General features: G+C 69.3%; 27 protein-coding genes. 12 read left to right on the top strand and 15 right to left on the bottom strand.

Annotated features, from left to right (window positions below; genetic code table 11):
• Both D0D37_RS47500 and D0D37_RS27255 read left to right on the top strand, forming a co-directional pair.
• The coding region (locus tag D0D37_RS47500; protein WP_482746750.1) for an MFS transporter at positions 1 to 489 on the top strand (489 nt) is incomplete at its 5' end.
• 19 nt (positions 490 to 508) lie between these two features.
• On the top strand, positions 509 to 706 hold the full coding sequence (locus D0D37_RS27255) for an MbtH family protein (protein ID WP_116203453.1): 198 nt from the start codon (positions 509 to 511) through the stop codon (positions 704 to 706).
• Positions 707 to 1,487: 781 nt separating this feature from the next.
• Here the strand turns inward: D0D37_RS27255 and D0D37_RS27250 are convergent.
• Positions 1,488 to 1,862: a DUF5997 family protein gene (locus tag D0D37_RS27250; RefSeq protein ID WP_116203452.1), complete on the bottom strand. Its 375-nt coding sequence runs from the start codon at positions 1,860 to 1,862 to the stop codon at positions 1,488 to 1,490.
• A gap of 44 nt (positions 1,863 to 1,906) precedes the next feature.
• On the opposite strand from D0D37_RS27250, the gene D0D37_RS27245 reads away from it, so the two are divergent.
• Both D0D37_RS27245 and D0D37_RS27240 read left to right on the top strand, forming a co-directional pair.
• Positions 1,907 to 2,647 (top strand): LysR family substrate-binding domain-containing protein, encoded by a 741-nt coding sequence (locus D0D37_RS27245; RefSeq protein ID WP_116203451.1) that lies wholly within the window; start codon positions 1,907 to 1,909, stop codon positions 2,645 to 2,647.
• A 15-nt stretch (positions 2,648 to 2,662) separates the two neighbouring features.
• Positions 2,663 to 3,457: an SDR family NAD(P)-dependent oxidoreductase gene (locus D0D37_RS27240; protein WP_116203450.1), complete on the top strand. Its 795-nt coding sequence runs from the start codon at positions 2,663 to 2,665 to the stop codon at positions 3,455 to 3,457.
• Here the strand turns inward: D0D37_RS27240 and D0D37_RS27235 are convergent.
• Positions 3,451 to 4,323 carry a CPBP family intramembrane glutamic endopeptidase gene (locus tag D0D37_RS27235; protein WP_116203449.1) on the bottom strand — a complete coding sequence of 291 codons (873 nt, stop codon included), beginning with the start codon at positions 4,321 to 4,323 and terminating at the stop codon, positions 3,451 to 3,453. The genes D0D37_RS27240 and D0D37_RS27235 overlap by 7 nt on opposite strands.
• Before the next feature lie 39 nt (positions 4,324 to 4,362).
• Positions 4,363 to 4,545, bottom strand: a complete 183-nt coding sequence (locus tag D0D37_RS46865) for a hypothetical protein (protein WP_162834496.1) — start codon at positions 4,543 to 4,545, stop codon at positions 4,363 to 4,365.
• Positions 4,546 to 4,684: 139 nt separating this feature from the next.
• On the opposite strand from D0D37_RS46865, the gene D0D37_RS27230 reads away from it, so the two are divergent.
• Positions 4,685 to 5,932, top strand: coding sequence for a sensor histidine kinase (locus D0D37_RS27230; RefSeq protein WP_116203448.1), 1,248 nt, complete (start codon positions 4,685 to 4,687; stop codon positions 5,930 to 5,932).
• On the top strand, positions 5,920 to 6,573 hold the full coding sequence (locus D0D37_RS27225; RefSeq protein WP_116203447.1) for a response regulator: 654 nt from the start codon (positions 5,920 to 5,922) through the stop codon (positions 6,571 to 6,573). Before D0D37_RS27230 ends, D0D37_RS27225 begins: the two co-directional genes overlap by 13 nt.
• A 238-nt stretch (positions 6,574 to 6,811) precedes the next feature.
• Here the strand turns inward: D0D37_RS27225 and D0D37_RS46860 are convergent, their stop codons facing one another.
• Positions 6,812 to 6,952, bottom strand: coding sequence for a hypothetical protein (locus tag D0D37_RS46860; protein ID WP_162834495.1), 141 nt, complete (start codon positions 6,950 to 6,952; stop codon positions 6,812 to 6,814).
• Complete coding sequence (locus D0D37_RS27220) at positions 6,949 to 7,185, bottom strand: hypothetical protein (protein ID WP_208720165.1); 237 nt, start codon at positions 7,183 to 7,185, stop codon at positions 6,949 to 6,951. The genes D0D37_RS46860 and D0D37_RS27220 overlap by 4 nt, the downstream gene beginning before the upstream one ends.
• A gap of 236 nt (positions 7,186 to 7,421) precedes the next feature.
• Between D0D37_RS27220 and D0D37_RS27215 the strand changes: the two genes are divergently transcribed.
• Complete coding sequence (locus tag D0D37_RS27215; RefSeq protein WP_116203445.1) at positions 7,422 to 8,105, top strand: TetR/AcrR family transcriptional regulator; 684 nt, start codon at positions 7,422 to 7,424, stop codon at positions 8,103 to 8,105.
• A gap of 68 nt (positions 8,106 to 8,173) precedes the next feature.
• On the opposite strand, the gene D0D37_RS27210 is transcribed toward D0D37_RS27215, so the two are convergent.
• The gene (locus D0D37_RS27210) at positions 8,174 to 9,004 is read right to left on the bottom strand and encodes an SAM-dependent methyltransferase (RefSeq protein WP_116203444.1); all 831 of its coding nucleotides are present in this window, start codon (positions 9,002 to 9,004) and stop codon (positions 8,174 to 8,176) included.
• Between the two features lie 147 nt (positions 9,005 to 9,151).
• Here D0D37_RS27210 and D0D37_RS27205 point away from each other — a divergent pair, with 147 nt between their 5' ends.
• Positions 9,152 to 9,580: a Fur family transcriptional regulator gene (locus D0D37_RS27205; RefSeq protein ID WP_116203443.1), complete on the top strand. Its 429-nt coding sequence runs from the start codon at positions 9,152 to 9,154 to the stop codon at positions 9,578 to 9,580.
• A gap of 23 nt (positions 9,581 to 9,603) precedes the next feature.
• Positions 9,604 to 11,847 (top strand): catalase/peroxidase HPI, encoded by a 2,244-nt coding sequence (katG, locus tag D0D37_RS27200; protein ID WP_116203457.1) that lies wholly within the window; start codon positions 9,604 to 9,606, stop codon positions 11,845 to 11,847.
• 90 nt (positions 11,848 to 11,937) lie between these two features.
• Here the strand turns inward: katG and D0D37_RS27195 are convergent, their stop codons facing one another.
• The 3 genes from D0D37_RS27195 to D0D37_RS27185 form a co-directional block, all read right to left on the bottom strand.
• Complete coding sequence (locus D0D37_RS27195) at positions 11,938 to 12,834, bottom strand: C1 family peptidase (RefSeq protein ID WP_208720164.1); 897 nt, start codon at positions 12,832 to 12,834, stop codon at positions 11,938 to 11,940.
• Positions 12,835 to 13,209: 375 nt separating this feature from the next.
• A complete protein-coding gene (locus D0D37_RS27190) occupies positions 13,210 to 13,881 on the bottom strand; it encodes a TetR/AcrR family transcriptional regulator (RefSeq protein WP_116203442.1) in 672 nt (223 codons plus the stop codon).
• Between the two features lie 49 nt (positions 13,882 to 13,930).
• Complete coding sequence (locus D0D37_RS27185; RefSeq protein WP_116203441.1) at positions 13,931 to 14,503, bottom strand: TlpA family protein disulfide reductase; 573 nt, start codon at positions 14,501 to 14,503, stop codon at positions 13,931 to 13,933.
• A 60-nt stretch (positions 14,504 to 14,563) separates the two neighbouring features.
• On the opposite strand from D0D37_RS27185, the gene D0D37_RS27180 reads away from it, so the two are divergent.
• From D0D37_RS27180 to D0D37_RS27170, 3 genes are read left to right on the top strand one after another with little or no spacing between them, the layout of a single operon-like run.
• Positions 14,564 to 15,730, top strand: a complete 1,167-nt coding sequence (locus tag D0D37_RS27180) for a sensor histidine kinase (protein WP_116203440.1) — start codon at positions 14,564 to 14,566, stop codon at positions 15,728 to 15,730.
• The gene (locus D0D37_RS27175; RefSeq protein ID WP_116203439.1) at positions 15,727 to 17,181 is read left to right on the top strand and encodes a BTAD domain-containing putative transcriptional regulator; all 1,455 of its coding nucleotides are present in this window, start codon (positions 15,727 to 15,729) and stop codon (positions 17,179 to 17,181) included. The genes D0D37_RS27180 and D0D37_RS27175 overlap by 4 nt, the downstream gene beginning before the upstream one ends.
• Positions 17,178 to 17,585, top strand: coding sequence for a VOC family protein (locus tag D0D37_RS27170; RefSeq protein WP_116203438.1), 408 nt, complete (start codon positions 17,178 to 17,180; stop codon positions 17,583 to 17,585). Before D0D37_RS27175 ends, D0D37_RS27170 begins: the two co-directional genes overlap by 4 nt.
• Here D0D37_RS27170 and D0D37_RS27165 read toward each other — a convergent pair.
• Genes D0D37_RS27165 through D0D37_RS27140 form a run of 6 tightly spaced genes read right to left on the bottom strand, consistent with a single transcriptional unit; the run spans position 17,563 to position 21,525 of the window.
• Entirely contained in the window at positions 17,563 to 18,489 is a 927-nt protein-coding gene (locus D0D37_RS27165; protein WP_116203437.1) for a hypothetical protein, read from the bottom strand. The two genes, D0D37_RS27170 and D0D37_RS27165, sit on opposite strands and share 23 nt — an antisense overlap.
• Positions 18,486 to 18,794 (bottom strand): type VII secretion target, encoded by a 309-nt coding sequence (locus D0D37_RS27160; RefSeq protein ID WP_116203436.1) that lies wholly within the window; start codon positions 18,792 to 18,794, stop codon positions 18,486 to 18,488. Before D0D37_RS27160 ends, D0D37_RS27165 begins: the two co-directional genes overlap by 4 nt.
• Positions 18,791 to 19,198 carry a YbaB/EbfC family nucleoid-associated protein gene (locus D0D37_RS27155; protein WP_312872147.1) on the bottom strand — a complete coding sequence of 136 codons (408 nt, stop codon included), beginning with the start codon at positions 19,196 to 19,198 and terminating at the stop codon, positions 18,791 to 18,793. Before D0D37_RS27155 ends, D0D37_RS27160 begins: the two co-directional genes overlap by 4 nt.
• Positions 19,199 to 19,227: 29 nt before the next feature.
• A complete protein-coding gene (locus D0D37_RS27150; protein WP_116203434.1) occupies positions 19,228 to 20,025 on the bottom strand; it encodes an ESX secretion-associated protein EspG in 798 nt (265 codons plus the stop codon).
• Positions 20,022 to 20,348, bottom strand: a complete 327-nt coding sequence (locus D0D37_RS27145) for a hypothetical protein (RefSeq protein ID WP_116203433.1) — start codon at positions 20,346 to 20,348, stop codon at positions 20,022 to 20,024. The genes D0D37_RS27150 and D0D37_RS27145 overlap by 4 nt, the downstream gene beginning before the upstream one ends.
• Positions 20,349 to 20,373: 25 nt before the next feature.
• The gene (locus D0D37_RS27140; RefSeq protein WP_116203432.1) at positions 20,374 to 21,525 is read right to left on the bottom strand and encodes a WXG100 family type VII secretion target; all 1,152 of its coding nucleotides are present in this window, start codon (positions 21,523 to 21,525) and stop codon (positions 20,374 to 20,376) included.
• Between the last annotated feature and the right edge of the window lie 44 nt (positions 21,526 to 21,569).

The raw sequence follows: 21,569 nt of genomic DNA, 5'->3' as shown, positions 1-21,569 counted from the left end.
GCCGGGGAGATCGGGGTGATGGCGGCGATGCTGGGGGCCGGGGGGATTCTCGGGTCGTTGGCCGCGCCGTATCTGCATCGGTGGCTTAGTGCGTATGGGCTGGTCATCGGGGTGTTTTGGGCGTTGACCGTGCTGACGCCGCTTGCGGTGTTCGTCCATAATGGGTATGTGATGGGGGCGTTGTTCGCGGCTATTGCGTTTTTGCCGCCTGCTGCTAATACTGCTATTGCTACTTATCAGTTGCTGTCCACTCCGGACGGGTTGCGGGGGCGGCTCGGGGGAGTGCTCGGGGTGACTGGTGGGTTGGCTGCTGCTGCCGGGCCTGCGTTGGGTGGGTGGTTGGTTGAGGCGTTGCCTGCGGTGTCTGCTGTGTTGGCTTGTACTGGGTCTATTGCGGTGGTGACTTTGTTGACTACGTGCAGCCGGACTTTGCGAGGGTTGCCTGCTGCGCCTCGGGTTCCGGAGCTTGAAGAGACTTCTGGTCAGTGACGGAGGAAGGGATTTTCTGATGAATGACGACGCTGTGTTTCAGGTTTTGGTTAATGACGAGGAGCAGTATTCGCTTTGGCCCGCGGACAAGGAGGTTCCGGCCGGGTGGCGGGCGGACGGGACCCGGGGGAGTCGGGAGGAGTGCATGCGGCATGTCGACGAGGTGTGGACGGATATGCGGCCTCGTTCTCTTCGGGAGAGGATGGCTGCTGAGTAGGTCGTTGCGGGGTTCGGCTCGTCGCCTGGCGGCGACATTGCCGTGGGGGTTGCGTGGGGCACCCCGAAGCTGATTGTGCTGACGGTCTTGGGGTGCTTGTCAAGGCGGGAAAGATGCCTTGACAAGCACCCCAAGACCGCAGGGAAGGCTTCGTATCGGGGTGCGGGGGAGGGGCTGGGTGCCTCGATAGTTGGGTGCGCCGGTGCGTTGGTGCGGTGGTCGGGTGGTCCGTGAAGGGCCCCTTGAGGGAGTCTGGGTCCGTGAAGGGGCCCCTCACGGACCTATCGCGGGCGTGCGGAGCTGCTTGGGGAAGCTGCGTCCGTGAAGGGCTCCTTGAGGGAATCTGGGTCCAATGCCAGGGACTTAAGCGGCGTGGCCTCACGCCTACCGACCGTCCTCAAAGGACGTCACTTTCGCCGAAATGCCCGAACTATGCCCACTTAGCCGCTTCCGCGCGTCCGTGAGGGGAACCCTGAGGGACTCTGAGTCCCTCAGGGTTCCCCTCACGGACAGCAAACCCTGTGCCACCCCCACGACCAGGACAGGCACTTCGAACCGCGCCCACAGCGCCGCCTTAAGTCCCTGGCATTGGAATCTGGGTCCGTGAAGGGGCCCCTCACGGACCTATCGCGGGCGTGAGGAGCTGCTGGGGAAGCTGCGTCCGTGAAGGTGGCCCTCACGATCGGGCGGAGGGCCGTGAGGGGAACCCTGAGGGAATCAGAGTCCGTGAAGGTTCCCCTCACGGACTTGAGGTTCCCGGCATAGGGTCTGAAGTGGACTGCTACTCCGTCTTTTCCGCGTTCAGGCGGGCGGCTTCGCGGCGGACGTCGGCTTGCGTTTCGCGTTCGCGTTGCAGCCAGGTGGGGTTGTCGGCCTTCAGGGCCTCGATCTGGTCCGTCGTCAGGGCTTCGGTGACGCCGCCTCGGGCCAGGCCGCCGATGGAGATTCCCAGTTTCGCTGCCACTACCGGGCGCGGGTGCGGGCCGTTGCGGCGCAGGTCGCGCAGCCATTCTGGCGGGTCGGTCTGCAGGGCGTTCAGTTCGTCGCGCGAGACGGCGCCCGCGCGGAACTCTGCGGGGGTGGCTTCGAGGTAGACGCCCAGCTTCTTCGCTGCCGTCGCCGGCTTCATGGTCTGGGGGGTCTTCTGCGCCGTCATGCCCACCAGCGTAACCGGCACCCCCGCGCCGGTAGCCTTGCCACGTGACAGGAGCCGACCAGACCTCGGCGTTCCGGCTCGCCTACGTTCCGGGTGCGACCCCCGCGAAGTGGGTCCGGATCTGGGGCGAACGCAATCCCGAAGTGCCGCTTGACCTGGTCGCGGTCACCGCTGCCGACGCACCCGAAACGGTGCGCGAGGGGCGCGCGGACGCGGCGTTGCTGCGGTTGTCCGAGGACCGCGAGGGTCTGCACGCGATCCCGCTCTACACCGAGACCACGGTCGTCATCGTTCCCAAGGATCACCTGGTCGCGGCGGCCGACGAGGTGTCCATTGCGGACCTCGCGGACGAACTCGTCCTGCATCCGCTCGACGACACGCTCGGCTGGGACGAACTGCCCGGCAAGCCCGCGCTCGAGCGGCCGGAGACGACGGCGGACGCGATCGAGCTGGTGGCTGCGGGCGTCGGTGTGCTGCTGGTGCCGCAGTCGCTGGCTCGGTTGCACCATCGTCGTGACCTCACGTACCGGCCGGTCGACGACGCGCTGCAATCTCGGGTCGCGTTGTCCTGGCCGGAGGGCGAGACCAGCGACCTCGTGGAGCAGTTCATCGGCATCGTTCGCGGGCGCACGGTGAACAGCACCCGCGGGCAGCAGGAAACGCAGTCCAAGACGGGTAAGGCGGCTCCGGCGAAGAAGAAGCCGCCGCCGCAGCAGCGCGAACCGGCTCGTCGGCGGAACGTGCCCAAGTCCGGCGGGCGCGGTAAGCCTCGTCGGCGTCGTTAACGCTTAGGGGAAATCGTGGATCTCGGTCTGCAGGGCAAGTGCGCGGTCGTCACGGGGGCCAATCGCGGGATTGGGCTGGCGGTCGCCGAGGTGCTCGCGGCGGAGGGTGCTGATCTCGCGCTCGTGGCCCGGGACGCCGAAGCCCTCGACTCGGCGGTGGAGAGCGTCGGCAGCCACGGCACGAAGGTCGTCGCGATTCCCGCCGACACCACTGACGACGCTGCGGTCACGGCGATGGCGGAGCAGGTCAAGGCGGAGTTCGGCGCGGCGGACGTCTTGGTCAACTGCGCGGCTCCGGCGTCTAGCGGGGTCCGGACGCCGCTCGAAGACCTGCGCGACGACGACCTGCGCCTCGAGATCGAGACCAAGGTGCTCGGCTACCTGCGCTGCGCCCGTGCGCTCGCGCCGGGGATGCGGGAGCGGGGCTGGGGCCGGATCGTGAACGTCAGCGGGCTCAACGCGCGGCTGGCCGGTTCGACGTTCGGGTCGATTCGCAACGTCGCGGTCGCGGCGATGACCAAGAATCTCGCCGACGAGCTGGGGCCGCAGGGCATCACCGTGACGGTCGTGCATCCGGGATACACGGTGACCGAGCGGACGCCGGAGAAGTTCTCCGAGATCGCTGCGGCGCGCGGGATTTCGGTGGCAGAGCTGGAAAAGGGGCTTACCGTCGGGGTGAGCATCGGGCGGTTGGTGACGGCGGCTGAGGTGGCGGACGTGGTGGCGTTCCTGGCGTCTCCGCGCAGCGTCGCGATCAACGGGGACGCCATCGCGGTCGGCGGCGGCGTCCCCGGCCAGATCTACTACTGAACCGCCTGGAGTTCCCGCGCCGGGAGCGGATAGCCGAGACGGCCCTTGGTCGCCGCGAGCACGATCAGCGCGGCGGCGGCGAACGCGGCGAACAGCAGATGTTCGGCGAGTTTCGGGTCCGCGCTGGGGAATAGCTCTGCCCAGGCGACGGACAGGTAGTTGTTGATCCCGGCGTGCAGCAGCAGCGCGATCGGCAGGCTTTCGCCGGTGCGATTGAACACCCACGTCATCACGAAGCTGATCGCGATGGCGGTCGCGACGAACTCCAGCACCGACCAGACTGTCACGTTCGGCCAGTGGCCCCATTCGGTGAAGAACAACGGCAGATGCCAGACGCCCCACAGAGGACCGAGGATCAACGTGCCGCGCAACGGACCGTACTTCGGCTGCAAATGCGGCAGGGCGAAATCGCGCCAGCCCGGCTCTTCGGCGAGGCCGGTGGTGAGCACCTGCAGGACAAAACCCAAGACCCACACCAGGATCAGCGACGCGGCGGGGATCCGGAACGCTCCGGCGAACGGCAGACTGGAGAGCGTCAGCATGACCGGGACCGCGAAGAGGGCGAGTGCGTACCAGCGCCAGTTCACCCGCCAGCGCAGCAACCGGCCGACCCACGCGCGCAGCCCGGGACGGCCTTCGGCGAGTGCGGTGACGAGGAACGCGGAGAAGATCGGGCCGAGGTAAGCGCCGGGGAGCATGCCCAGGATTTGCGTCGTGCCGAGTACCGGCGGGAATCCGAAGTGGACTATGCCGAGGCCGTTGTCCGAGAGCACGTACGGGAGCCACGCGAGCCAGCTCAGGGCGATGGCAAGGGTGAAGAAAGTTGTGATCGGGCGGCGTGCGACGAAGGCGCGCAGGGTGGTCATGGCGGTCGTCCTTCGTTAGTCCGTTGTGGACGGTCGGGTTCAGTGGCGGGTGCGGTAGTTGGCGATGAGGGCGATGCCCGCGGCGAGGGTGACGACGCCGAAAACGGTGCTCAGCACAAGGTTGACGCCGAGGGCCGACGTGACGGCGTTGGCTGCGGCGCTCAGCACCAGCACGCCCCACAGCAATGGCCGGGCGCTTGGTCGCGGAGGTGATTTCGTCATGCCGCAAACGCTACGAATCGGGGCTCGCCATAACGATCCCGTGCGCGGGAGGATTGAGGTACAGCAGGCTGTACTTTCGCGCTTCACGGCAGCAACGGGGCGGATTTCTCGGCTAGGGTTCGGCGGCGTAGGAGGTGCGATGGCAACCGCAGGCGAACCGCGGCCTCGGCCGTGGACTGTGCGCGTTCGGGCCGCGCTTGACGCCTTGGAACACCTCGTCGGCGGGATCGGGACCTCGGTGCTGGCGTTGCTGGTGCTGCTCGGCGTGGGCACGGTCGCCTTGCTGTGCCTGGTCGGCGTCGGTTTGCTGCTGGCGCGGCCGATGTTGAGCGTCGTGCACGCGGTCGCCGACCGGGAGCGGATCCGGCTCACCGCGATGAAACCGGACGTCATCAGCCCCGGCCCGGGGCCCGATCGGCTCGGTGCGGCGTTGCGGGACCGGACGGTGCAACGCGAACTGCTGTGGGTCGCGGTGCACGGCGTGGCGGGCCTGCTGCTCGGCTTCATCGCGTTGACGATCGTGCTCAACACCGCGCGGGACGGGCTTTTCCCGCTCTACTGGTACTTGCTCCCGCCGGACGACGCGACGGCATCGCTCGGCTGGCCGGTGCACAGCCTCGCGGAAGCGCTTCCGGTGTCGCTGCTCGGCGTCGCGTGGGCGTTCCTGTCGGTCGCGCTGCTGCCGGCCATGGCGCGGCTGCAGGCGTTGCCCGGTCGACGGCTGCTGCCCGCGGGCTCGGACGCAGACGTCACGCTCCGGATCGCCCACCTCACCGCCACCCGAGCCGCCGCGCTCGACGCGCATTCCACCGAACTCCGCCGCATCGAACGTGCGCTGCATGACGGCACGCAAAACCGGCTGGTCGCGGTGAACGTCCTGGTCGGTGCGGCTCGCCGGGCAGCCGCACGAGGCTCGGAAGACGTCGACGAAATCCTTGGCCGCGCGCAGGACGCCACCGAGGCCGCGCTCGCCGAATTGCGGGCGGTGGTGCGCAGTATCCTGCCGCCCGTGCTCGCGGACCGGAGCCTCGCCGACGCCTTGACCGCGCTCGCCGCGGACTGTCCAGTGCCGTGCACGATCGACGCCGACCTGCCTGGCCGGTACGCCGTTTCGGTGGAGGCGTCGGTGTATTTCGTGGTCGCCGAGGCGCTCACGAATGTCGCCAAGCACAGCGGTGCCCGCCGGGTCGAGGTGGTGTTGCGGCGGCAGGACGACGTGCTCCACCTTCGGATCACCGACGACGGCCGCGGCGGCGCGGTCGAAACCGGCGGCTCGGGGCTCGGCGGGATGCGCCGTCGGATCGAGGCGCTCGACGGAACTTTCGCGCTGGCGAGCCCCGCCGGCGGACCGACCACTCTGACTGTGAGCCTGCCATGCGGATTGTGATCGCCGAGGACGACCCGTTGCTGCGCGAAGGACTCGCGCTCCTGCTGCGCGCGGAAGGCCTGGACGTCGTCGCGACCACCGACAACCCGACAGATTTCCTTGCCGCAGTGGACAAACACGAGCCGGACATCGCGGTCGTGGACGTCCGGATGCCGCCGACGCACACCGACGAGGGCATCGTCGCGGCCGTCGAAGCTCGCCGTCGGCGTCCGGGGCTGGCGGTGCTCGTGCTGTCGGCGTATGTCGAGCAGGCCTTCGCGACGGATCTCCTCGGCATCGGCAGCGCGCGGCTCGGGTATCTGCTGAAGGAACGCGTCGGGCGGGTCACGGAGTTCATGGAAGCGCTGAACCGGGTGGCCGACGGCGGGACGGCCATCGATCCGGAAGTGGTGGCGCAATTGCTGACCCGGACGCGCGCGGATTCCGGACTGGAACGGCTCAGCCCGCGGGAACGCGATGTGCTGGCGTTGATGGCGGAGGGATTGGGAAACGGCGCGATCGCCGAACGGTTAGTGGTGACGGAGGGCGCGGTGCACAAACACATCCGCAGCATTTTCGCGAAACTGGATTTGGCTCCGGACGACCGCGCGGATCGACGGGTCACCGCGGTGCTGCGGTATTTGGAGGAAGCGCGTCGTTGATCTTTTGCGTAACGCTGGATGAATTCGTGAGGATCTGGCGATACGCGGCATGGATCGACCGGCCCAGGGCGAAATGCCCCGCATTCACCGACCTTCGGCGTCGCCCAGTTCACCCGGACGAGTGCAGTCTCGAAGGTGCGAACCGGTGACACGGAAGTGGCCTAATCGCGTCGTCGCGCCGGGTGCGGACGCGCGCGAGCGCCGCACCGGAGAGCCGGTGCGGCGACAGGGCCGGCGGCTACTTGCCCGAGCCCGCCTTCTTGGTCTCGTCCGTGCCGCTCTTGCCGCCGGCCGGAACGTCCTCTTCGGACCAGTCCAGCCCGGCCTCGGCGACCACGCCGTCGAAAATCGGGGTGGCCACGGCCTGTTCGGCGCTCACGACGCGCTCACCACGTCGATGATCGCGTCGGCCGCGATCCACTGCGGATCCGCGTCTCTCGCCTGGCCGTCGACCTGGACCGGGACCCAGGTGACCGCGGTCGCGTCGTCGATGACCGGGGCTCCGCTGACCACCCCGCGCCTGCACAATTGCCGCCTGCCGGTGCGCTGGCCGACCAGGTAGGTGACCCGGTGGCCGGTGGACAGTTCGGGCCGGTGCTGTTCGCCGTCCATGTGTTCCTCCCTGCACGCCACCCTTGTGGGCGACGCTCGCTTCATCGACGCGACTTGCTCCCCTCGGATCGATGACGCACTCCCGGTCCATGATCTGGGTCACATCGAAGCAACTGCCGCCGTGAACACGACCGCTGCATCGAGGCAGACCCGACCACTGACAGTCATCCCTCTATACCCAAAGTAACAGGTACAGTGCCGTATCCGATATGTGACCCGGCGATACACTCGCGCGGATGACGTCCTCAGGTACTCCGCCCGACGGGCGGGCCACCCGGTGGGCAGGGCAGCGGGAACGCCGGCGCCGGGAGTTCGTGGAAGCCGGGATGCGCGCGATCGCCCGGTTCGGGCCGGAGGTGTCCACCGAGCAGATCGCCGACGAGGCCGGCGTCGCTCGCACGCGCATTTACAAGCATTTCGCCGACACCGCGGATCTGCAGCGCGCGATCGCGTTGCGCGCGGCGGAAATGATCGGCGCGCAATTCTCCCCGCTGTGGGGAGTTTCCGGAACTCCGCGCGACATGGTGCACGCGACGATCGGCGCGCATATCGAATGGCTTTCCGAACATCGCGAGCTTTACCAATATCTGATGCGGCAGTCGGTGACCGGGCCGCGCGACGTCGTCGCGGACTTCAAAACCGCGATCGCCCGGCAGCTGACCGTGCTGTTCGAGTACTACCTCGGCCTGTTCGGCGCGGACCAGCGGGTCGGCGAGACCATCGCGTACGGACTGGTCGGGCTGGTCGAATCCAGCACCGCGCACTGGCTCGAGGCCCCGCGCGGCATCGACCGCGACGACCTGCGCCAGCTGCTCGCCCGCTGGGTCTGGTCGATCCTCGACGACACCCTGCGCACGGTCGGCGTGGCGCTCAACCCGGATTCTCCGTTGTCCGACCTGGACTACCGCACCCTCGACTGACCGTGAAGGGCCCCTTGAGGGAATCAGATTCCCTCAAGGGGCCCTTCACAGACTTTCGGACGAGAGCGTCAGGCCTTCCGGCCGACCGCGCCCGCGATGCACTCCTGGACCTGGTTCAGCGGCTGGTAGCGCGGGCCGTCCGGCCACCAGTCCTCGCACAGCACCAGGCCCGGGTCGACCAGTTCGGTGCCGCCGAACATCCGCCCGATCTGCTCCCACGTGCGGAAGACGCCGCTGCCCATCGGGCTGTGCGTGAACTTGTCCTCCATCCGGCGGGCGATCTCGCTGTGCTCGGGCGTCTCGGGGTCGAGGAAGTGCGCGATGACGACGAACGACCCGGACGGCAGCGCGTCCACGTAGGTCCGCATCATCTCCGCGTAGTCGTCGCCGAGGTAGTGGTGCAGGGTTCCGTTGTGCAGCAACGCGATCGGCTTGGTCCAGTCGAGGAACTCGCGCGCGGTCTCGTTCTGCAGGATCTGCTCGGGCTTGAAGATGTCCGCGTCGACGAAGCGGGTGTTCTCGTTCTCCTCGAGCAGCGCGCGCCCGTGCGCGAGGACCACCGGGTCGTTGTCCACGTACAGCACGCGGGCTTCCGGGATGATCCGCTGCACGACCTGGTGCGTGTTCTCCGCGGTGGGCAGGCCGGAGCCGCAGTCGAGATACTGGGTGACCTTGCCCTGGGTGGCGAGGAACCGGCAGGCGCGGATGAGGAAGTTGCGGTTGGCCCAGGCGAGGTCGGCGACCTCCGGGGCCACCGTCGCGACCTGGGCGAGCACCCTGCGGTCGATCTCGTAGTTGTTCGTGCCGTTCAGCGCGGCGTCGTACACCCGGGCAATGCTCGCTCGCGTGATATCGACCCCGACCGGGTGCGAACTGGGCGATTCGACGGCCTCGGTCATTTCTGGCGTCACCTCGGATGTGTCGGACGTCTCTTTGGCCTACTCACCGTAGACCTCCCCGGCTGTCAAGCGACCGCCAGGAGGAGGACACCCGGTGTGGGTGACAGATTCTTGATTCATTCCAGAAAATCCGGCAGACTCGCGGGCATGCCGACGACCACGGACTTCGAGCAGCTGCTGCGCGGAGTGCAGTTGCGGATCACGCGCCCTCGGGTGGCCGTGCTCTCCGCGGTGCACGCCAACGCGCACGCGGACACCGAATCCGTGATCGGCATGGTGCGCGCGGATCTCGGCGAGGTTTCCCACCAGGCCGTTTACGACGTGCTGCGCGCGCTGACCGAGGCGGGGCTGCTGCGGCGCATCCAGCCGCCCGGTTCGGTCGCGCGGTACGAGGCCCGGGTCGGGGACAACCACCACCACGTCGTGTGCCGCTCGTGCGGTGCCATCGAGGACGTCGACTGCGCGGTCGGGGAAGCACCTTGCCTGACCGCTTCCGAAGCACACGGTTTCGTCATCGACGAGGCCGAGGTCGTCTACTGGGGCCGATGCCCCGCCTGTTCGACGGCAGCAAACTGATTCTGATTTCCGGAAGGATTCCCGTGTCTGACACCCCGAACGCCGAAGTCGGCGAGATGAACGAGGAGACCGCTGGCGGGTGCCCGGTCCGCACGGGCCGCTTCGCGCACCCGACCGAGGGCGGCAGCAGCCGCGACTGGTGGCCGAACCAGCTCAACCTGAAGATCCTCCGGAAGCATCCCGCCGTGGCGGACCCGATGGACGACGGCTTCGACTACGCCAAGGAGTTCCAGAGCCTCGACCTCGACGAGGTCGCCCGCGACGTCGACGCGGTGCTCACCGACTCGCAGGACTGGTGGCCCGCCGACTTCGGCAACTACGGCCCGTTGTTCATCCGGATGGCCTGGCACAGCGCGGGCACTTACCGGATCGACGACGGCCGCGGCGGGGCCGGTGCCGGGCAGCAGCGGTTCGCGCCGCTGAACAGCTGGCCGGACAACGGGAACCTCGACAAGGCGCGCCGCCTGCTGTGGCCGGTCAAGAAGAAGTACGGCAAGAAGATCTCGTGGGCGGACCTGATGGTCTTCGCGGGCAACCGCGCGCTCGAGACCATGGGCTTCAAGACCTTCGGCTTCGCCGGCGGCCGCGCCGACGTGTGGGAGCCGGACGAGGACGTCTACTGGGGCCCGGAGCGCACCTGGCTCGGCGACGAGCGCTATTCCGGCGACCGCCAGCTGGAGAACCCGCTGGCCGCGGTCCAGATGGGGCTCATCTACGTGAACCCGGAAGGCCCGAACGGCAACCCGGACCCGATCGCCGCGGCGCGCGACATCCGCGAGACGTTCGGCCGGATGGCGATGAACGACGAGGAGACCGTCGCGCTGATCGCGGGCGGGCACACCTTCGGCAAGACGCACGGCGCGGCCGACGCGGACGTGCACGTGGGCCCGGAGCCGGAAGGCGCCTCGATCGAGCAGATGGGCCTCGGCTGGAAGAACAGCTTCGGCAGCGGCAAGGGCCGGGACGCCGTCACGAGCGGGCTGGAGGTCACCTGGACCCCCACTCCCACGAAGTGGAGCAACTGGTTCTTCCACAACCTCTTCACCTACGAGTGGGAGCTGACCAAGAGCCCGGCGGGCGCGCACCAGTGGAAGCCGAAGAACAACGCCGCCGCGAACACCGTGCCGGACCCGGAGACCGGTGACCTCAACCGGGCGCCGAGCATGCTGACCACCGACCTGGCGCTGCGCTTCGACCCGGTCTACGAGCCCATCTCGCGCCGGTTCTACGAGAACCCGGACCAGTTCGCGGACGCCTTCGCCCGCGCCTGGTACAAGCTCACCCACCGCGACATGGGCCCGATCCAGCGCTACCTCGGCCCGCTGGTGCCGCAGGAGGAACTGATCTGGCAGGACCCGATCCCGGCCGTCGACCACGAGCTGGTCGACGACGCGGACGTCGCGGACCTCAAGGCGAAGATCCTCGAGTCCGGCCTTTCGGTCGCGCAGCTGGTGTCCACCGCGTGGGCGTCGGCGTCGACCTACCGGCACAGCGACAAGCGCGGCGGCGCGAACGGTGCCCGCATCCGCCTCGAGCCGCAGCGCGGCTGGGAGGTCAACGAGCCCGACGAGCTGGCTCAGGTGCTGCGCACGCTCGAGGGCGTCCAGGAAGCCTTCAACAGCGCGCAGACCGGCGGCAAGAAGATCTCGCTCGCCGACCTGATCGTGCTGGCCGGCGTGGCGGGCGTGGAGAAGGCGGCGAAGGACGGCGGCGTCAGCGTCACCGTCCCGTTCACGCCGGGCCGCACCGACGCGACGCAGGAGCAGACCGACGCGGACTCGTTCGCGCCGCTCGAGCCGAAGGCCGACGGGTTCCGCAACTACCGCGGCAAGGCCATCCCGCTGCCGTCGGAGTACCTGCTGGTGGACAAGGCGAACCTGCTCAACCTGAGCGCGCCGGAGATGACCGTGCTGGTCGGCGGCCTGCGAGTGCTGGGCGCGAACTACCAGAACTCGGCTCAGGGCGTGCTGACCGACCGGCCGGGCACGCTGACGAACGACTTCTTCGTCAACCTGCTCGACATGGGCACCGAGTGGAAGCCGGCCGACGGCGAGGGCCCGAACGCGGAGTCCTTCGAAGCCCGCGATCTCGCCACCGGCGAGGTCAAGTGGACCGGCACCCGCAACGACCTGGTGTTCGGCTCGAACTCCGAACTGCGCGCCGTCGCCGAGGTGTACGGCAGCGACGACGCCAAGGAGAAGTTCGTCCGCGACTTCGTCGCCGCGTGGCACAAGGTCATGAACAACGACCGGTACGACCTGGTCTGAGTTTCCTGATCGGCTGATCGGAGAAAGGGCTCCTTGCGGGAATTCCCGCAAGGAGCCCCTTTTTTGTCGCCGGTTTCAAACCGCGCTGGGTCAGCTCTGGACGAGCTTGCCCATCGCGTTGACCTCGTCGACGTCGCCGGTGCTGAAGAACGACCACGGCACGGTCACGAAACCGCTTGCGCCCCAGCCGGATCCCCAGCTGTTCTCGATCTTCACGCCCTGGTCGTTGTAGGCCACGATGGTCACCTCGTGCCCGCCGACGACCGGGTCGCTGCTCGAGTCGCCGGGCATGTACGAGTAGTCGCTCGCGGTCGAGGAGTCGAGGTTCATGAAGCTCTGGTGCACGTTGAACCCGATCGCGACCGGCTCGCCCTGGGAAATGGCGTTCTCGATGTCGTTCCGCGCCGCGTCGCCGCTCGTCGACAATTGCGTGTAGCCGGACAGCTTGTAGTGCGCGGCATTCGCTTTTTCGTTCTGGTCGGGCTGAGTGGTGTAGTCGAAATCGCCCTGCCAGTAGTCGGATTTGGTGTCGATGCCCTGCTGCTGTTCCATCGGCAGCGCGACGCTCGCCCAGGTGCCCTGGTCGTTTCCTTGGGCGATCTGGGAGTAAATGAACATCGGGGCCATCGGGCCGCCGGTGATGCCCTGCTCGTTCATCAGGACGCCGTAGCCGGTGTATCCGGTGGCCCAGGTGACGCACGCGCCGACCTGGCCCTGGTCGCCGGGGGCGTTGGTGTACTGGGTGAGGTCGCCGCTGGAGGGCAGTTCGGCGGTGGTGCGCGGGTGCACGGGGAGCGCGGAGTGCGCGTGGGCGTGCATCCTGGCCTGCGAGGCCTTCAGCCCGGCGACGTTCAGCCCCAGGCCGTGCTTGAGGTGCTGCGGGTGGTGCTGGGCGGCGGCGGTGGCGGCAGGAGCCGCGCCCATCGCCGCGGCCAGGCCGGCCGCGGCGAGCAGGGAAACGAGTGCGGACGTTTTTCCGATCTGCATCCTGGTACTCCTTTGGACATGCAGAAAAAGAAAGCGGAAAGGGTGGAGAGGTGGATCCGACCACTGCAAAGGTAGATCGGCGGAAATTTTCCGGGAACCTACGAAAGGAGGGAGCGCATCAACTGCCGGAAATGGAGAGGATCGATCAAGCGGACATTACGCCCGTTAACGCCGCTATTCCGGCGTACTAGTCCATTATGGACTCTTGGGGAAGGCCTTGTGCTCGCGGTGCGGTTTCTCGGCAGCGGGTGCGGTGTCGGCGGTCCGCGGTGCGGATGTCCGTGAGGGGAACCCTGAGGGACTCAGAGTCCCTCAGGGTTCCCCTCACGGACGTTGCGGATCGCGGCTGAGCAAACCGGCGGTGGTCTGAACCAGTCAGTCGGGCAGCGGGGTCGTGCGCGCGCCGTTGAGGAGCGCGTCGATCGCCCATCGGGAACGCGTGTCCGCGTTGCCGGAGAACAGGTTCTCGCTCGCCGCGACGATGTTCGGATGCGTTTCGGGCGAGAGGCCGCGGACGGTTTCGGCGAGCGCGTCGTGCTGCCGTTCGGCGTCCGGGCGGTCCTTGCGGGTGCTGTGCTCGACCGCGCTGGCGGTGGCGACGAGCAGTAGCAGGTCGACCGTCCACGCGGCGGGGCCGGACGGCACCCCGGCTTCGGCGAGCAGGCCGAGCACGGTGTCGACGATCGCGAGGTAGTTCGGCCCGTTCAACGGGGTGACGAGCGCGACGCGGGCGAGCCCGGGGTGGGCGTACAGGACGTCGCGGTAGGTCGACACGACTGTCCACAAGCGACTCCGCCAGTCTCCTTCGGCTGCCCTGGGGACTTCGCCGAGAAGTTCGTCCAGCACCGCGGCGTGGAGTTCGTCGGTGTCGCGGACGTAGACGTAGAGCGAGGCCGGACCGGTGTCCAGTTCCTTCGCGAGCCGCCGCATGGTGACGCGCTCGGCCCCTTCGCGGCGCACGACGTCGAGAGCGGCCGCGACGATGCCTTCGCGGCTCAGCGCGGGCTTGGCGGGACGTTCCCGGCGGTTGTAGCCACTCGCGGTCATCCGCCCATGGTAGGCGCACGCCGCCCGAACGGTCTGGACCTTGGCCGGTCTACTCGGCGAGCACGCGGTCCAGGGTGGGCTGGACGTCGGTGCGCAGGACCGCGCCGAGATAGACCGCCGCGACCCGTTGCTGCTTGTCCACGACGAGCGAGATCGGCACCGCGGCCAGCGGGAGGCCGCGCAGCTGCAGCGCGACCCGGCCGGACGGGTCGAAGATCGATTCGTAGCCGAGCTTGAGGTCCTTGACGAAGTCGGCGGCGTACTTCGGGTTGTCGCGGACGTTGAGGCCGAGCACCCGGATCCCGCGGCCCCGGCCGGAGTCCGCGATAGCCTGCAGGGTGCGCGATTCGGCGCGGCACGGGCCGCACCAGGCGCCCCAGAGGTTGAGCAGGACGACTTTGCCGGAGTAATCGGCCAGCGAGATGTCCTTGCCTGGCTCGCGCAGGCTCTGGCCTTTGAGGTTCGCTACCTTTTTGCGCTGCGGCACGGGATAGTGGATGGTCGTCTGCCCGCCCGGCGAGACGAATTCGAAGGTGTCGGACCGGCCGGCCGCGTCCTTGCCGGTCGCGCACGCGGTGAGGGGCAGCAGTGCCAGCAGAAGAAGGAGCCGAGCGAAGCGCACGCGGCATGGTATCGCCGGTGCGCCCGGCGGCTTCCGACGCGGTTTTCTAGGCTGGACCCCGTGTGGGAGACAGTGAGGGACCGGCTGCGGAGCCGACTGGCGGACGGCCTGGCCCGGTCCGGGCTCACGCTGCCCTGGTGGGTCCCGATGTGGACGACGGCGTTCACGGTGATCGGGCTGATCGTCGCGGTCGGGCAGCGGGTCGGGCCCGCGCTGCCGGTCGCGATCGCCGGGTTTCTGCTGGCCACGTCGTCGACGCTGCTGTTCGCGTGCACCGGGCGGCTCGCGCCGTCGTGGCTGAAGGCGCTCGGGATGCTCGCCGGGATCGGGCTGCTGCTGGCCTATCCGGTCGTGCCGGACTTCGCGCCGGTGCCGTTGGCCGTGCTCGCCGGGGAGCTGGGGGCCATCGCATCGGCGCGGGTCGCGTTCGCGGCCGCCGGAGGGGCGGTCGCGGTGCTCGGGACGGCCGCGCTGACCGTCGGTTTGGTCGGGTTTCCGGTGTACCTGCTCGCGGTGCTGGTCGGGACGGCCGCCGGGTTCATGCTGCGCTGGTACGTGCGCGCGCTGGACGCCGAGCGCGGCAAGCAGGAAGCCGTGCGCGAACAGGCGCGGCTCGGCGAGCGGCAGCGGATCGCGCGCGAGGTGCACGACGTCGTCGCGCATTCGCTGAGCATCACGTTGCTGCACGTCACGGGCGCGCGGCACGGGTTGCGCACGGATCGGGACATCGACGAAGCCGTCGCGGCGCTCACCGAGGCGGAGCGGATCGGACGGTCGGCGATGGCCGATATCCGGCGCACGGTTGGATTGCTCGCACAGGAGTCGTCGGGAACGCGGCCGTTGCCCGGTGCGGGCGACATCGCGGACCTGGTGGCCGAGACGTGCGCGGCCGGGCTGGTCGCGGAGTACGAACTGGAGGGCGACGTGACCGCGGTCGACACCACGGTGGGGCTGGGGCTCTACCGGATCGTCCAGGAGTCGCTGGCGAACGTGGTCAAACATGCCCCGGCGGAGAAGGCGTTGGTACGGCTGGAGATCGACGCCGCGGACGCCCGGCTGACTGTCCGCAATGGACACAACGGTGCCGCGCGCAACTCGGGCGGCTCGGGGTTGGCGGGTATGACGGCGCGCGCGGACCAGCTTGGCGCGCGGCTGACGGCCGGGCCTGCTGGCGGCGAGTGGGTCGTCGCCGTGACGGTGCCGCTGGCCCGCGAGGCCGCGTCGTGACCGCAGCGTCGGAGGAAATGCGGGTACTGCTCGTCGACGACCAGGAATTGGTGCGGTCCGGGCTGCGGTTGATCCTGCGCCGCCGCGACGGATTCGTGGTGGTGGGGGAGTGCTCGGACGGTGACGAGGTCCCGGCCGCGCTCGAAGCGGCCGGCGAGGTCGATGTCGTGGTGATGGACCTGCGGATGAAGCGCGTCGACGGCATCGAAGCGACGCGGCGGCTGCGTGCGTCCGGCTCGCGCCCGCCGGTGCTCGCGTTGACGACGTTCGATGACGACGAGCTGCTCGCCGGAGTGCTGCGGGCGGGCGCGGTCGGATACGTGTTGAAGGATTCTCCGGCGGAGGACCTGATCCGCGCGGTGCGAGCGGTCGCGATGGGCGAGGCGTGGCTCGACCCGGCGGTCACCGGACGCGTGCTCACGACTTACCGCGCGGCGGCTTCCGATCGCCCGACGATGCCGTCCGGGTTGTTGACGCCGCGCGAACTGGATGTGCTGACGGCGGTGGCGCGGGGTTTGACGGACGCGGAAATCGCCGGAACGCTGGGGATTTCCGCGAGCACGGTCGAGGCGCATTTCGAGCGGCTGTGTGTGAAACTCCGCCTCCGCGACCGGGCGGCGGCGATCGTTTACGCCTTCGACCACGGCCTGGTCACCCCTGGCGCGGCACCGGCTCCGGCCGGGCCGGACTCGTTGCGGTTCAGCGTCCTCGGCCCGTTGCGGGCTTGGCGGGGACCGAACCTGCTCGACCTGGGCCCGGTGCGGCAACAGGCGTTGTTGGCGGCACTGGTCCTGCGCCCCGGCGAGACGGTCAGCCCGGGGGAGTTGCTCGACGGCGTATGGGGGCTGGAACCGCCGGGCACCGGAGGCCGGGTGGTGCCGGTCTACGTGCACCGGCTGCGGAAATGCCTGCGTGCGGTCGGTGAACGAACGGAAGACTCGGTCATCGGCAGCGATCGCGGCGGATACCGCTTCGCCCGGGAGCGGGTGCGGCTGGACGTCACCGAGCTGACCGACCGGATCTCGGAAGCCGCCACCGCCACCCACGGCGGCGATCCGGCGGCCGCGGTCGATGCTTACGCCGGTGCGCTGGCCCTGTTCCACGGCGAGCCGCTGGCCGGGTTGCCGGGCCCGTTCGTCGAGGGGGAGCGCCTGCGCCTGACCGAGCGGCGGTTGACGTTGGTGCAGGAGAAGGCCGTGCTGCAGCTGAAGCTGGGGCGGACCGACGACGTGGTGCACGAGCTGTCGGCGCTGCTGGCGGTGCATCCGCATCGGGAGCCGTTGGCGGTGCTGCTGATGCGGGCGCTCCATGGCGGCGGCCGACGGGCGGACGCGCTGGCGGTCCATCGGCGGATGCGGGAGCGATTGCGGACGGATTTGGATGTCGAGCCGGGGGCGGAGCTGGACCGGGAACTGCGGGTGGTGCTCAGCTCGGACCGGGGTCCCTCGTGAGTGAACACGGGACCCTGCACCATGTCGAGTTGTGGGTGCCGGACCTCGCCCGCGCGGTCGCGTCGCTGGGATGGCTGCTGGAAGAGCTGGGATATCAGCTGTTCCAGAACTGGGAGGCCGGACGCAGCTGGCGGCTCGGGCCGACGTATCTCGTGGTCGAGCAATCCCCGGCGCTGACTGCGGAGCGGCACGATCGGTGTCGACCGGGGCTGAACCACCTCGCTTTTCACGTCGAGGACGCCGCGACGGTCGAGCGGCTGGCCGCCGACGCCGCCCGGCACGGGTGGCAGCTGATGTTTCCGGAGAAACATCCCCATGCGGGCGGCGCGGAGCACTATGCCGCGTACCTGCAGAACGACGACGGCTTCGAGGTCGAACTCGTCAGCTCTGCTGGGCCGAGCTGACCGGAGTCCGCGGGCGGCTCTGGCCCGGGTACTGGGAATCCGACGAGTCCGGATCCGAGTCCGAGGAATCCGAGTACTGCGAGCCTGACGAGTTGGAGTACTGCGAAGACGACGGATACCGCGACGAAGTCTGCGAAGAATCCGAAGAGCTGGAATCCTCCCCGGAACCGCTCTTCGAAGCCTCGCTCAGCTTCGTCATCAGCTGTGTTGCCGCCTCCAGCCCCTGAGTCACCGAGGTGATCAGCTGCAGCAGATTGTCCGAATCCGAAAGCAAAACCCCGAGCTTCTGCGCGATCTGCCCGCCGTACTGGGTAGCGATCGCCACCGCCTGCGGGATCGCCGCCGCGATGCTCGCGCCGAACGTCGCCTGCGCCGCGGCGAACGCTTGCGTCATCAGCTGGATAATCTGCCCGACGGCCTCCGAAATGAGCCCGCCGACCTCCTGCTGGGCCTTCGCGACCACCTTCCCGGCCCCAGTAGCCGCCTTCGCCATCGCGATGCCCGCCTGGCCGACTGCCTCGACGCAGTCCGCGTGCTGCGAACTGTTGTCGCGGTAGCTGGAAGCCGAAGAACCGCTCCAGCCCGACGTTTCCGGCCCTGCCGACTGCCGGTAATCGTCCGCGACGGACGACACCTGCTGGCCGCCGCCTTCCATGCCCTGCGAGTGCGACGACACCGAATCCGGGTTGCCCTGCAACTGTTTCAGCGGTTCTTCCAGGAACCGCACCAGCTCGGTGATCATGCCGAACCCGGCCGACGTCAGCGCGGCGAGCGGGTCCTGCGACGCGCCGAGCAGGTCGAGCGCGGTGGTGGCGCCACCGAGTCCCGCGGACACCCAGTCGTGGTTTTCGACCGCCTGCGTGGTGGTTTTCAGGTCTGCCAGCAACTGGCTGGAGTCGGTCACGGAAGCTCCTTCCCCGGCAGCGAAGCAGCGTTGCCCTGGTCGCGGCGTTCGTAGCTTTCCGCCGCCTGGGTCAGGTTCGCGCTCACTTTGTCCACAGTGGACGATGCATGCGAGACGGCGTCGTTGGTCTTGCCGACCGCCGACTGCAGGCCCGCGGTGAGGAACTGCACGAAGACGCCGAGTGCCTGGTCGCCGAGTCCGGACGGGGCGCTGCGAACAACATTGCCGAGGCGGTCGGCAAGATCGCCAACAGTCGCCGCGTGTCGCCGCAGCTGCGCGGGGTCGACCTCGAAGCCCGCGGTCACGAGATGATCCCCGGGTTTGCGAAGTAGTCGTCCTCTTGGCGCGGCGCGGCAGGAGCGGCCTCGACCGGCAGGTTGTCGCGGACCAGCTGGAGGGCTGGGCCGTCGCCGACGTAGTCGGTCATGATGTCCACGACCTGCGCGCCAGCCTGGCGGTGCGCGTCGTGGACGGTCGCGAGGATGAGCCGGGCTAGCGCGTCGGCTTCGAGTGCTCGGGCGGCGGGGCTCAGCCGCAGGTCGGTCAGTGCGCCGCTCGGGCCCACCTCGACTTCGACCTCGCCGCGCGGAGACGCGGCCCGTCCGCCGACGCGGCTGAGGCTCGCGCTCGCGGCCTCGGCGTTGGCCTGCATCCGGGACAGGTTTTTCTGGTAGTCGGCGAGCCAGGCCGCCGAGTCTTGGATCGGCACGGAAGGTCCTCCGGTCGGGTTCGGTGCGGTCATCGCGGCCGCCGCGCGGCGGTGGCCAGCTCGCCGAGGGCGAAGCGCAGGTCGGCCTGGCGCAGCGAGTTCACGCTGAGCCAGCCGTCGCGCGCGGGGTTGATCCGGACGCGGCCGCGCGGACCGTCCATCCAGGACAGTTCGCGGCCCTCCCGGGTGCGCCCGTCGCGGGTCGCGCCGAGCTGGCCGCGGCCGGTCAGCGGGACGACCAGGCCGACGAGACTGTCCAGCGCCGCCGGGTCGCCGCCGCTGTCGCGGACCAGATCGCGAAGCCGGTGGGCGCGGGAGACGTCGTCCTCGTCGTCGGTGAGCGCCATTGCCTCCTTGACCGCGTGTGCGGGCAGTGTGACCGGCATCGTGCGGGCCGCCTCCACCTGCGGAATTTCCGCGAGCACGGCGTCCACCAGCGCGGTCTCGTCTACGCGGCGCACCGACAGCGTGTCGGCCTCGAGTCGCTGTCGGCAGATCAGCGCTGAGGACCGATAGACGAGTGCGGTGACGGCGGTCGCCCCCTCGGCGTCCGCCACCACCAAATCAACGATGCCGCGGCGTTCGCGCAGTGCGGTCACGGCTTCCGCGGCGAGGCCGTCCGGCCCGGAGTCGTCGGCGAGCCCGCGTGCCTGCAACGCCTGTCCGGCAGTGGCGAACAGGATCTCGCGTTCGCCCTCGATCCGGCCATAAGACGGGACCTGCAGCGGAAACGGCCAGCTCGCCCCGGCGTGCGCGGCCAGCAGGTCGGCCTCGACAAGTCCGATATGGACAGTCTCGTCACCGGCGCGGGGCAGTACGGCGGTCATTCGGCTTGCCGTTCGAGCCGCTGAAACGCTTGCTGCACCCCGGATTCGTGCTCCTGATAGCGCCGGATGCCTGCCTGCAGCGCCTCGTGGAACCCAGTCAGTTCAGTGTCGGCCGCGCCCAGTTCGCCGGTGAGCCCGGCGTGCCCGGCGGCCTCGCGCAGCCGCTGCGCCAGGTGCAGCGCGGGCGGCGCGGTGCCGAGCTGCGGGAGCCGGTCGGCGAGCCGTCCCGCCGAACCGACGAGTTCCCCGGTCTGCTCGCCGAGTCTGCCCAGCGCCGCGACCTGGCGGTCCAGCGCGTTCGGGGCGACCTCGTGGCCGGTCATCGGGTGCTCCTGTCTTTCTTGCCGATCACAGCCCGATCACCGGGCTGATGGTCTTGTCCTCGGGGTGCAGGAGCGGCTGGTCGAGCACCGGCATCTTGTTCTTGTGCTCCTCTTCCTCCTCCTGCGAGGCGCCCGCGCCGCGGCCGGGCATCATGCCGTTGCCGCCGGCCGCGCGAGCGGCGGCCATCTCCGCCATCGCGGCGTTGCGGGCGAGCATCGCGCCCTCCATGCCGAGCGCGGAACGAAGCCCGGCGGACAGGCCCGATTCGACCGGGGCCGCCGTGGTCAGCGCGCCCCACGGCATTCCGCTGCCCGCGCCGGATCCGGCTCCGCCGAGCGGACCGACGTAGCTCGACGCGCTGGTCGACTCGTCCGCGCCGTAGGAATCCGCGGTCGTCGCCCCGGCGGGCGGCGGATTGATGGCGTGCGAACTCCTGTGCAGGCTGGCTTCGTAGCGCTGCATCACGTGTACCGCTTCGGCTTTCTGCTCCGCGGCCGCGACATTCGAGGCGAACAGGCTCGCCCCGCCGCCCGCGACCGCGCCGATCGCCGCGCCCATCAACGCACCGGGGCCGGCTCCGATCCCGCCCGCTCCGGCCCCGAGGATTCCGCCGATGACCGCGCCCGCACCCGCTCCGGCCGCCGCGGCGGCGACTGCGCCCCCAGTCGGGTCGCCTGGCGGCTTCGGCATGGTGTTGCGCGCTACGGCGAGCGAATCGCCCGCGTTCTGGGCCGCGCCGCCGACGGTTCCGGCGCGGTCGCCGATCCCGGACGCGCGGTCGCCGAGCGAACCCAGCCGTCCGGACGCGCGTTCGGCGGCCTGTCCGCTCCAGTTCTCGTGCAGCGTCCCCTGCTGCGATTTGAGCGAATCGGCGTGCGTGCGCATTTCCGAACCGTGCCGCTGCCATTCCGCGGCGACCGTGCTGACGTCGCCGACGTCGGCCTTCTCCCACAGCATCTGGTACAGCTGCTGGTGCGTGTAGGCATTCCAGTTGGTGCTGCCGGGCGGGACCGGGGCCCCGAAGTAGCCCTCCCACACGTTGCGCAGCGCGGACACCACCGGCCGCGCCAGGTCGCCCACCGGTCCTGCCTTGTCGAGTCCCGCGAGCGCCGAGTCCGCCAGGTTCTCCACCCCGGCCGACGCGGCGTCGACCACCGATCCGGATTCTCCGGTCATACCCCCGCCTTCGCCTTTGCCCGGCGAGCTGCCGCCGGGCACTC

Origin of the sequence: Amycolatopsis circi, assembly GCF_003385235.1 — a bacterium.
In the GTDB taxonomy this organism is placed as follows: Bacteria; Actinomycetota; Actinomycetes; order Mycobacteriales; family Pseudonocardiaceae; genus Amycolatopsis; species Amycolatopsis circi.
Note: the sequence above shows the minus strand (reverse complement) of the source record. Positions and strands in the feature narration are given on the sequence as shown.

Bases quoted from the DNA above. Each gene is read 5' to 3' on its own strand.
- D0D37_RS27255 (WP_116203453.1), top strand. From the start codon at position 509: ATGAATGACGACGCTGTGTTTCAGGTTTTGGTTAATGACGAGGAGCAG.
- D0D37_RS27250 (WP_116203452.1), bottom strand. From the start codon at position 1,862: ATGACGGCGCAGAAGACCCCCCAGACCATGAAGCCGGCGACGGCAGCG.
- D0D37_RS27235 (WP_116203449.1), bottom strand. From the start codon at position 4,323: ATGACCACCCTGCGCGCCTTCGTCGCACGCCGCCCGATCACAACTTTC.
- D0D37_RS46865 (WP_162834496.1), bottom strand. From the start codon at position 4,545: ATGACGAAATCACCTCCGCGACCAAGCGCCCGGCCATTGCTGTGGGGC.
- D0D37_RS27230 (WP_116203448.1), top strand. From the start codon at position 4,685: ATGGCAACCGCAGGCGAACCGCGGCCTCGGCCGTGGACTGTGCGCGTT.
- D0D37_RS27225 (WP_116203447.1), top strand. From the start codon at position 5,920: ATGCGGATTGTGATCGCCGAGGACGACCCGTTGCTGCGCGAAGGACTC.
- D0D37_RS27220 (WP_208720165.1), bottom strand. From the start codon at position 7,185: ATGGACGGCGAACAGCACCGGCCCGAACTGTCCACCGGCCACCGGGTC.
- D0D37_RS27215 (WP_116203445.1), top strand. From the start codon at position 7,422: ATGACGTCCTCAGGTACTCCGCCCGACGGGCGGGCCACCCGGTGGGCA.
- D0D37_RS27210 (WP_116203444.1), bottom strand. From the start codon at position 9,004: ATGACCGAGGCCGTCGAATCGCCCAGTTCGCACCCGGTCGGGGTCGAT.
- D0D37_RS27205 (WP_116203443.1), top strand. From the start codon at position 9,152: ATGCCGACGACCACGGACTTCGAGCAGCTGCTGCGCGGAGTGCAGTTG.
- D0D37_RS27195 (WP_208720164.1), bottom strand. From the start codon at position 12,834: ATGCAGATCGGAAAAACGTCCGCACTCGTTTCCCTGCTCGCCGCGGCC.
- D0D37_RS27190 (WP_116203442.1), bottom strand. From the start codon at position 13,881: ATGACCGCGAGTGGCTACAACCGCCGGGAACGTCCCGCCAAGCCCGCG.
- D0D37_RS27150 (WP_116203434.1), bottom strand. From the start codon at position 20,025: ATGACCGCCGTACTGCCCCGCGCCGGTGACGAGACTGTCCATATCGGA.
- D0D37_RS27145 (WP_116203433.1), bottom strand. From the start codon at position 20,348: ATGACCGGCCACGAGGTCGCCCCGAACGCGCTGGACCGCCAGGTCGCG.
- D0D37_RS27140 (WP_116203432.1), bottom strand. From the start codon at position 21,525: ATGACCGGAGAATCCGGATCGGTGGTCGACGCCGCGTCGGCCGGGGTG.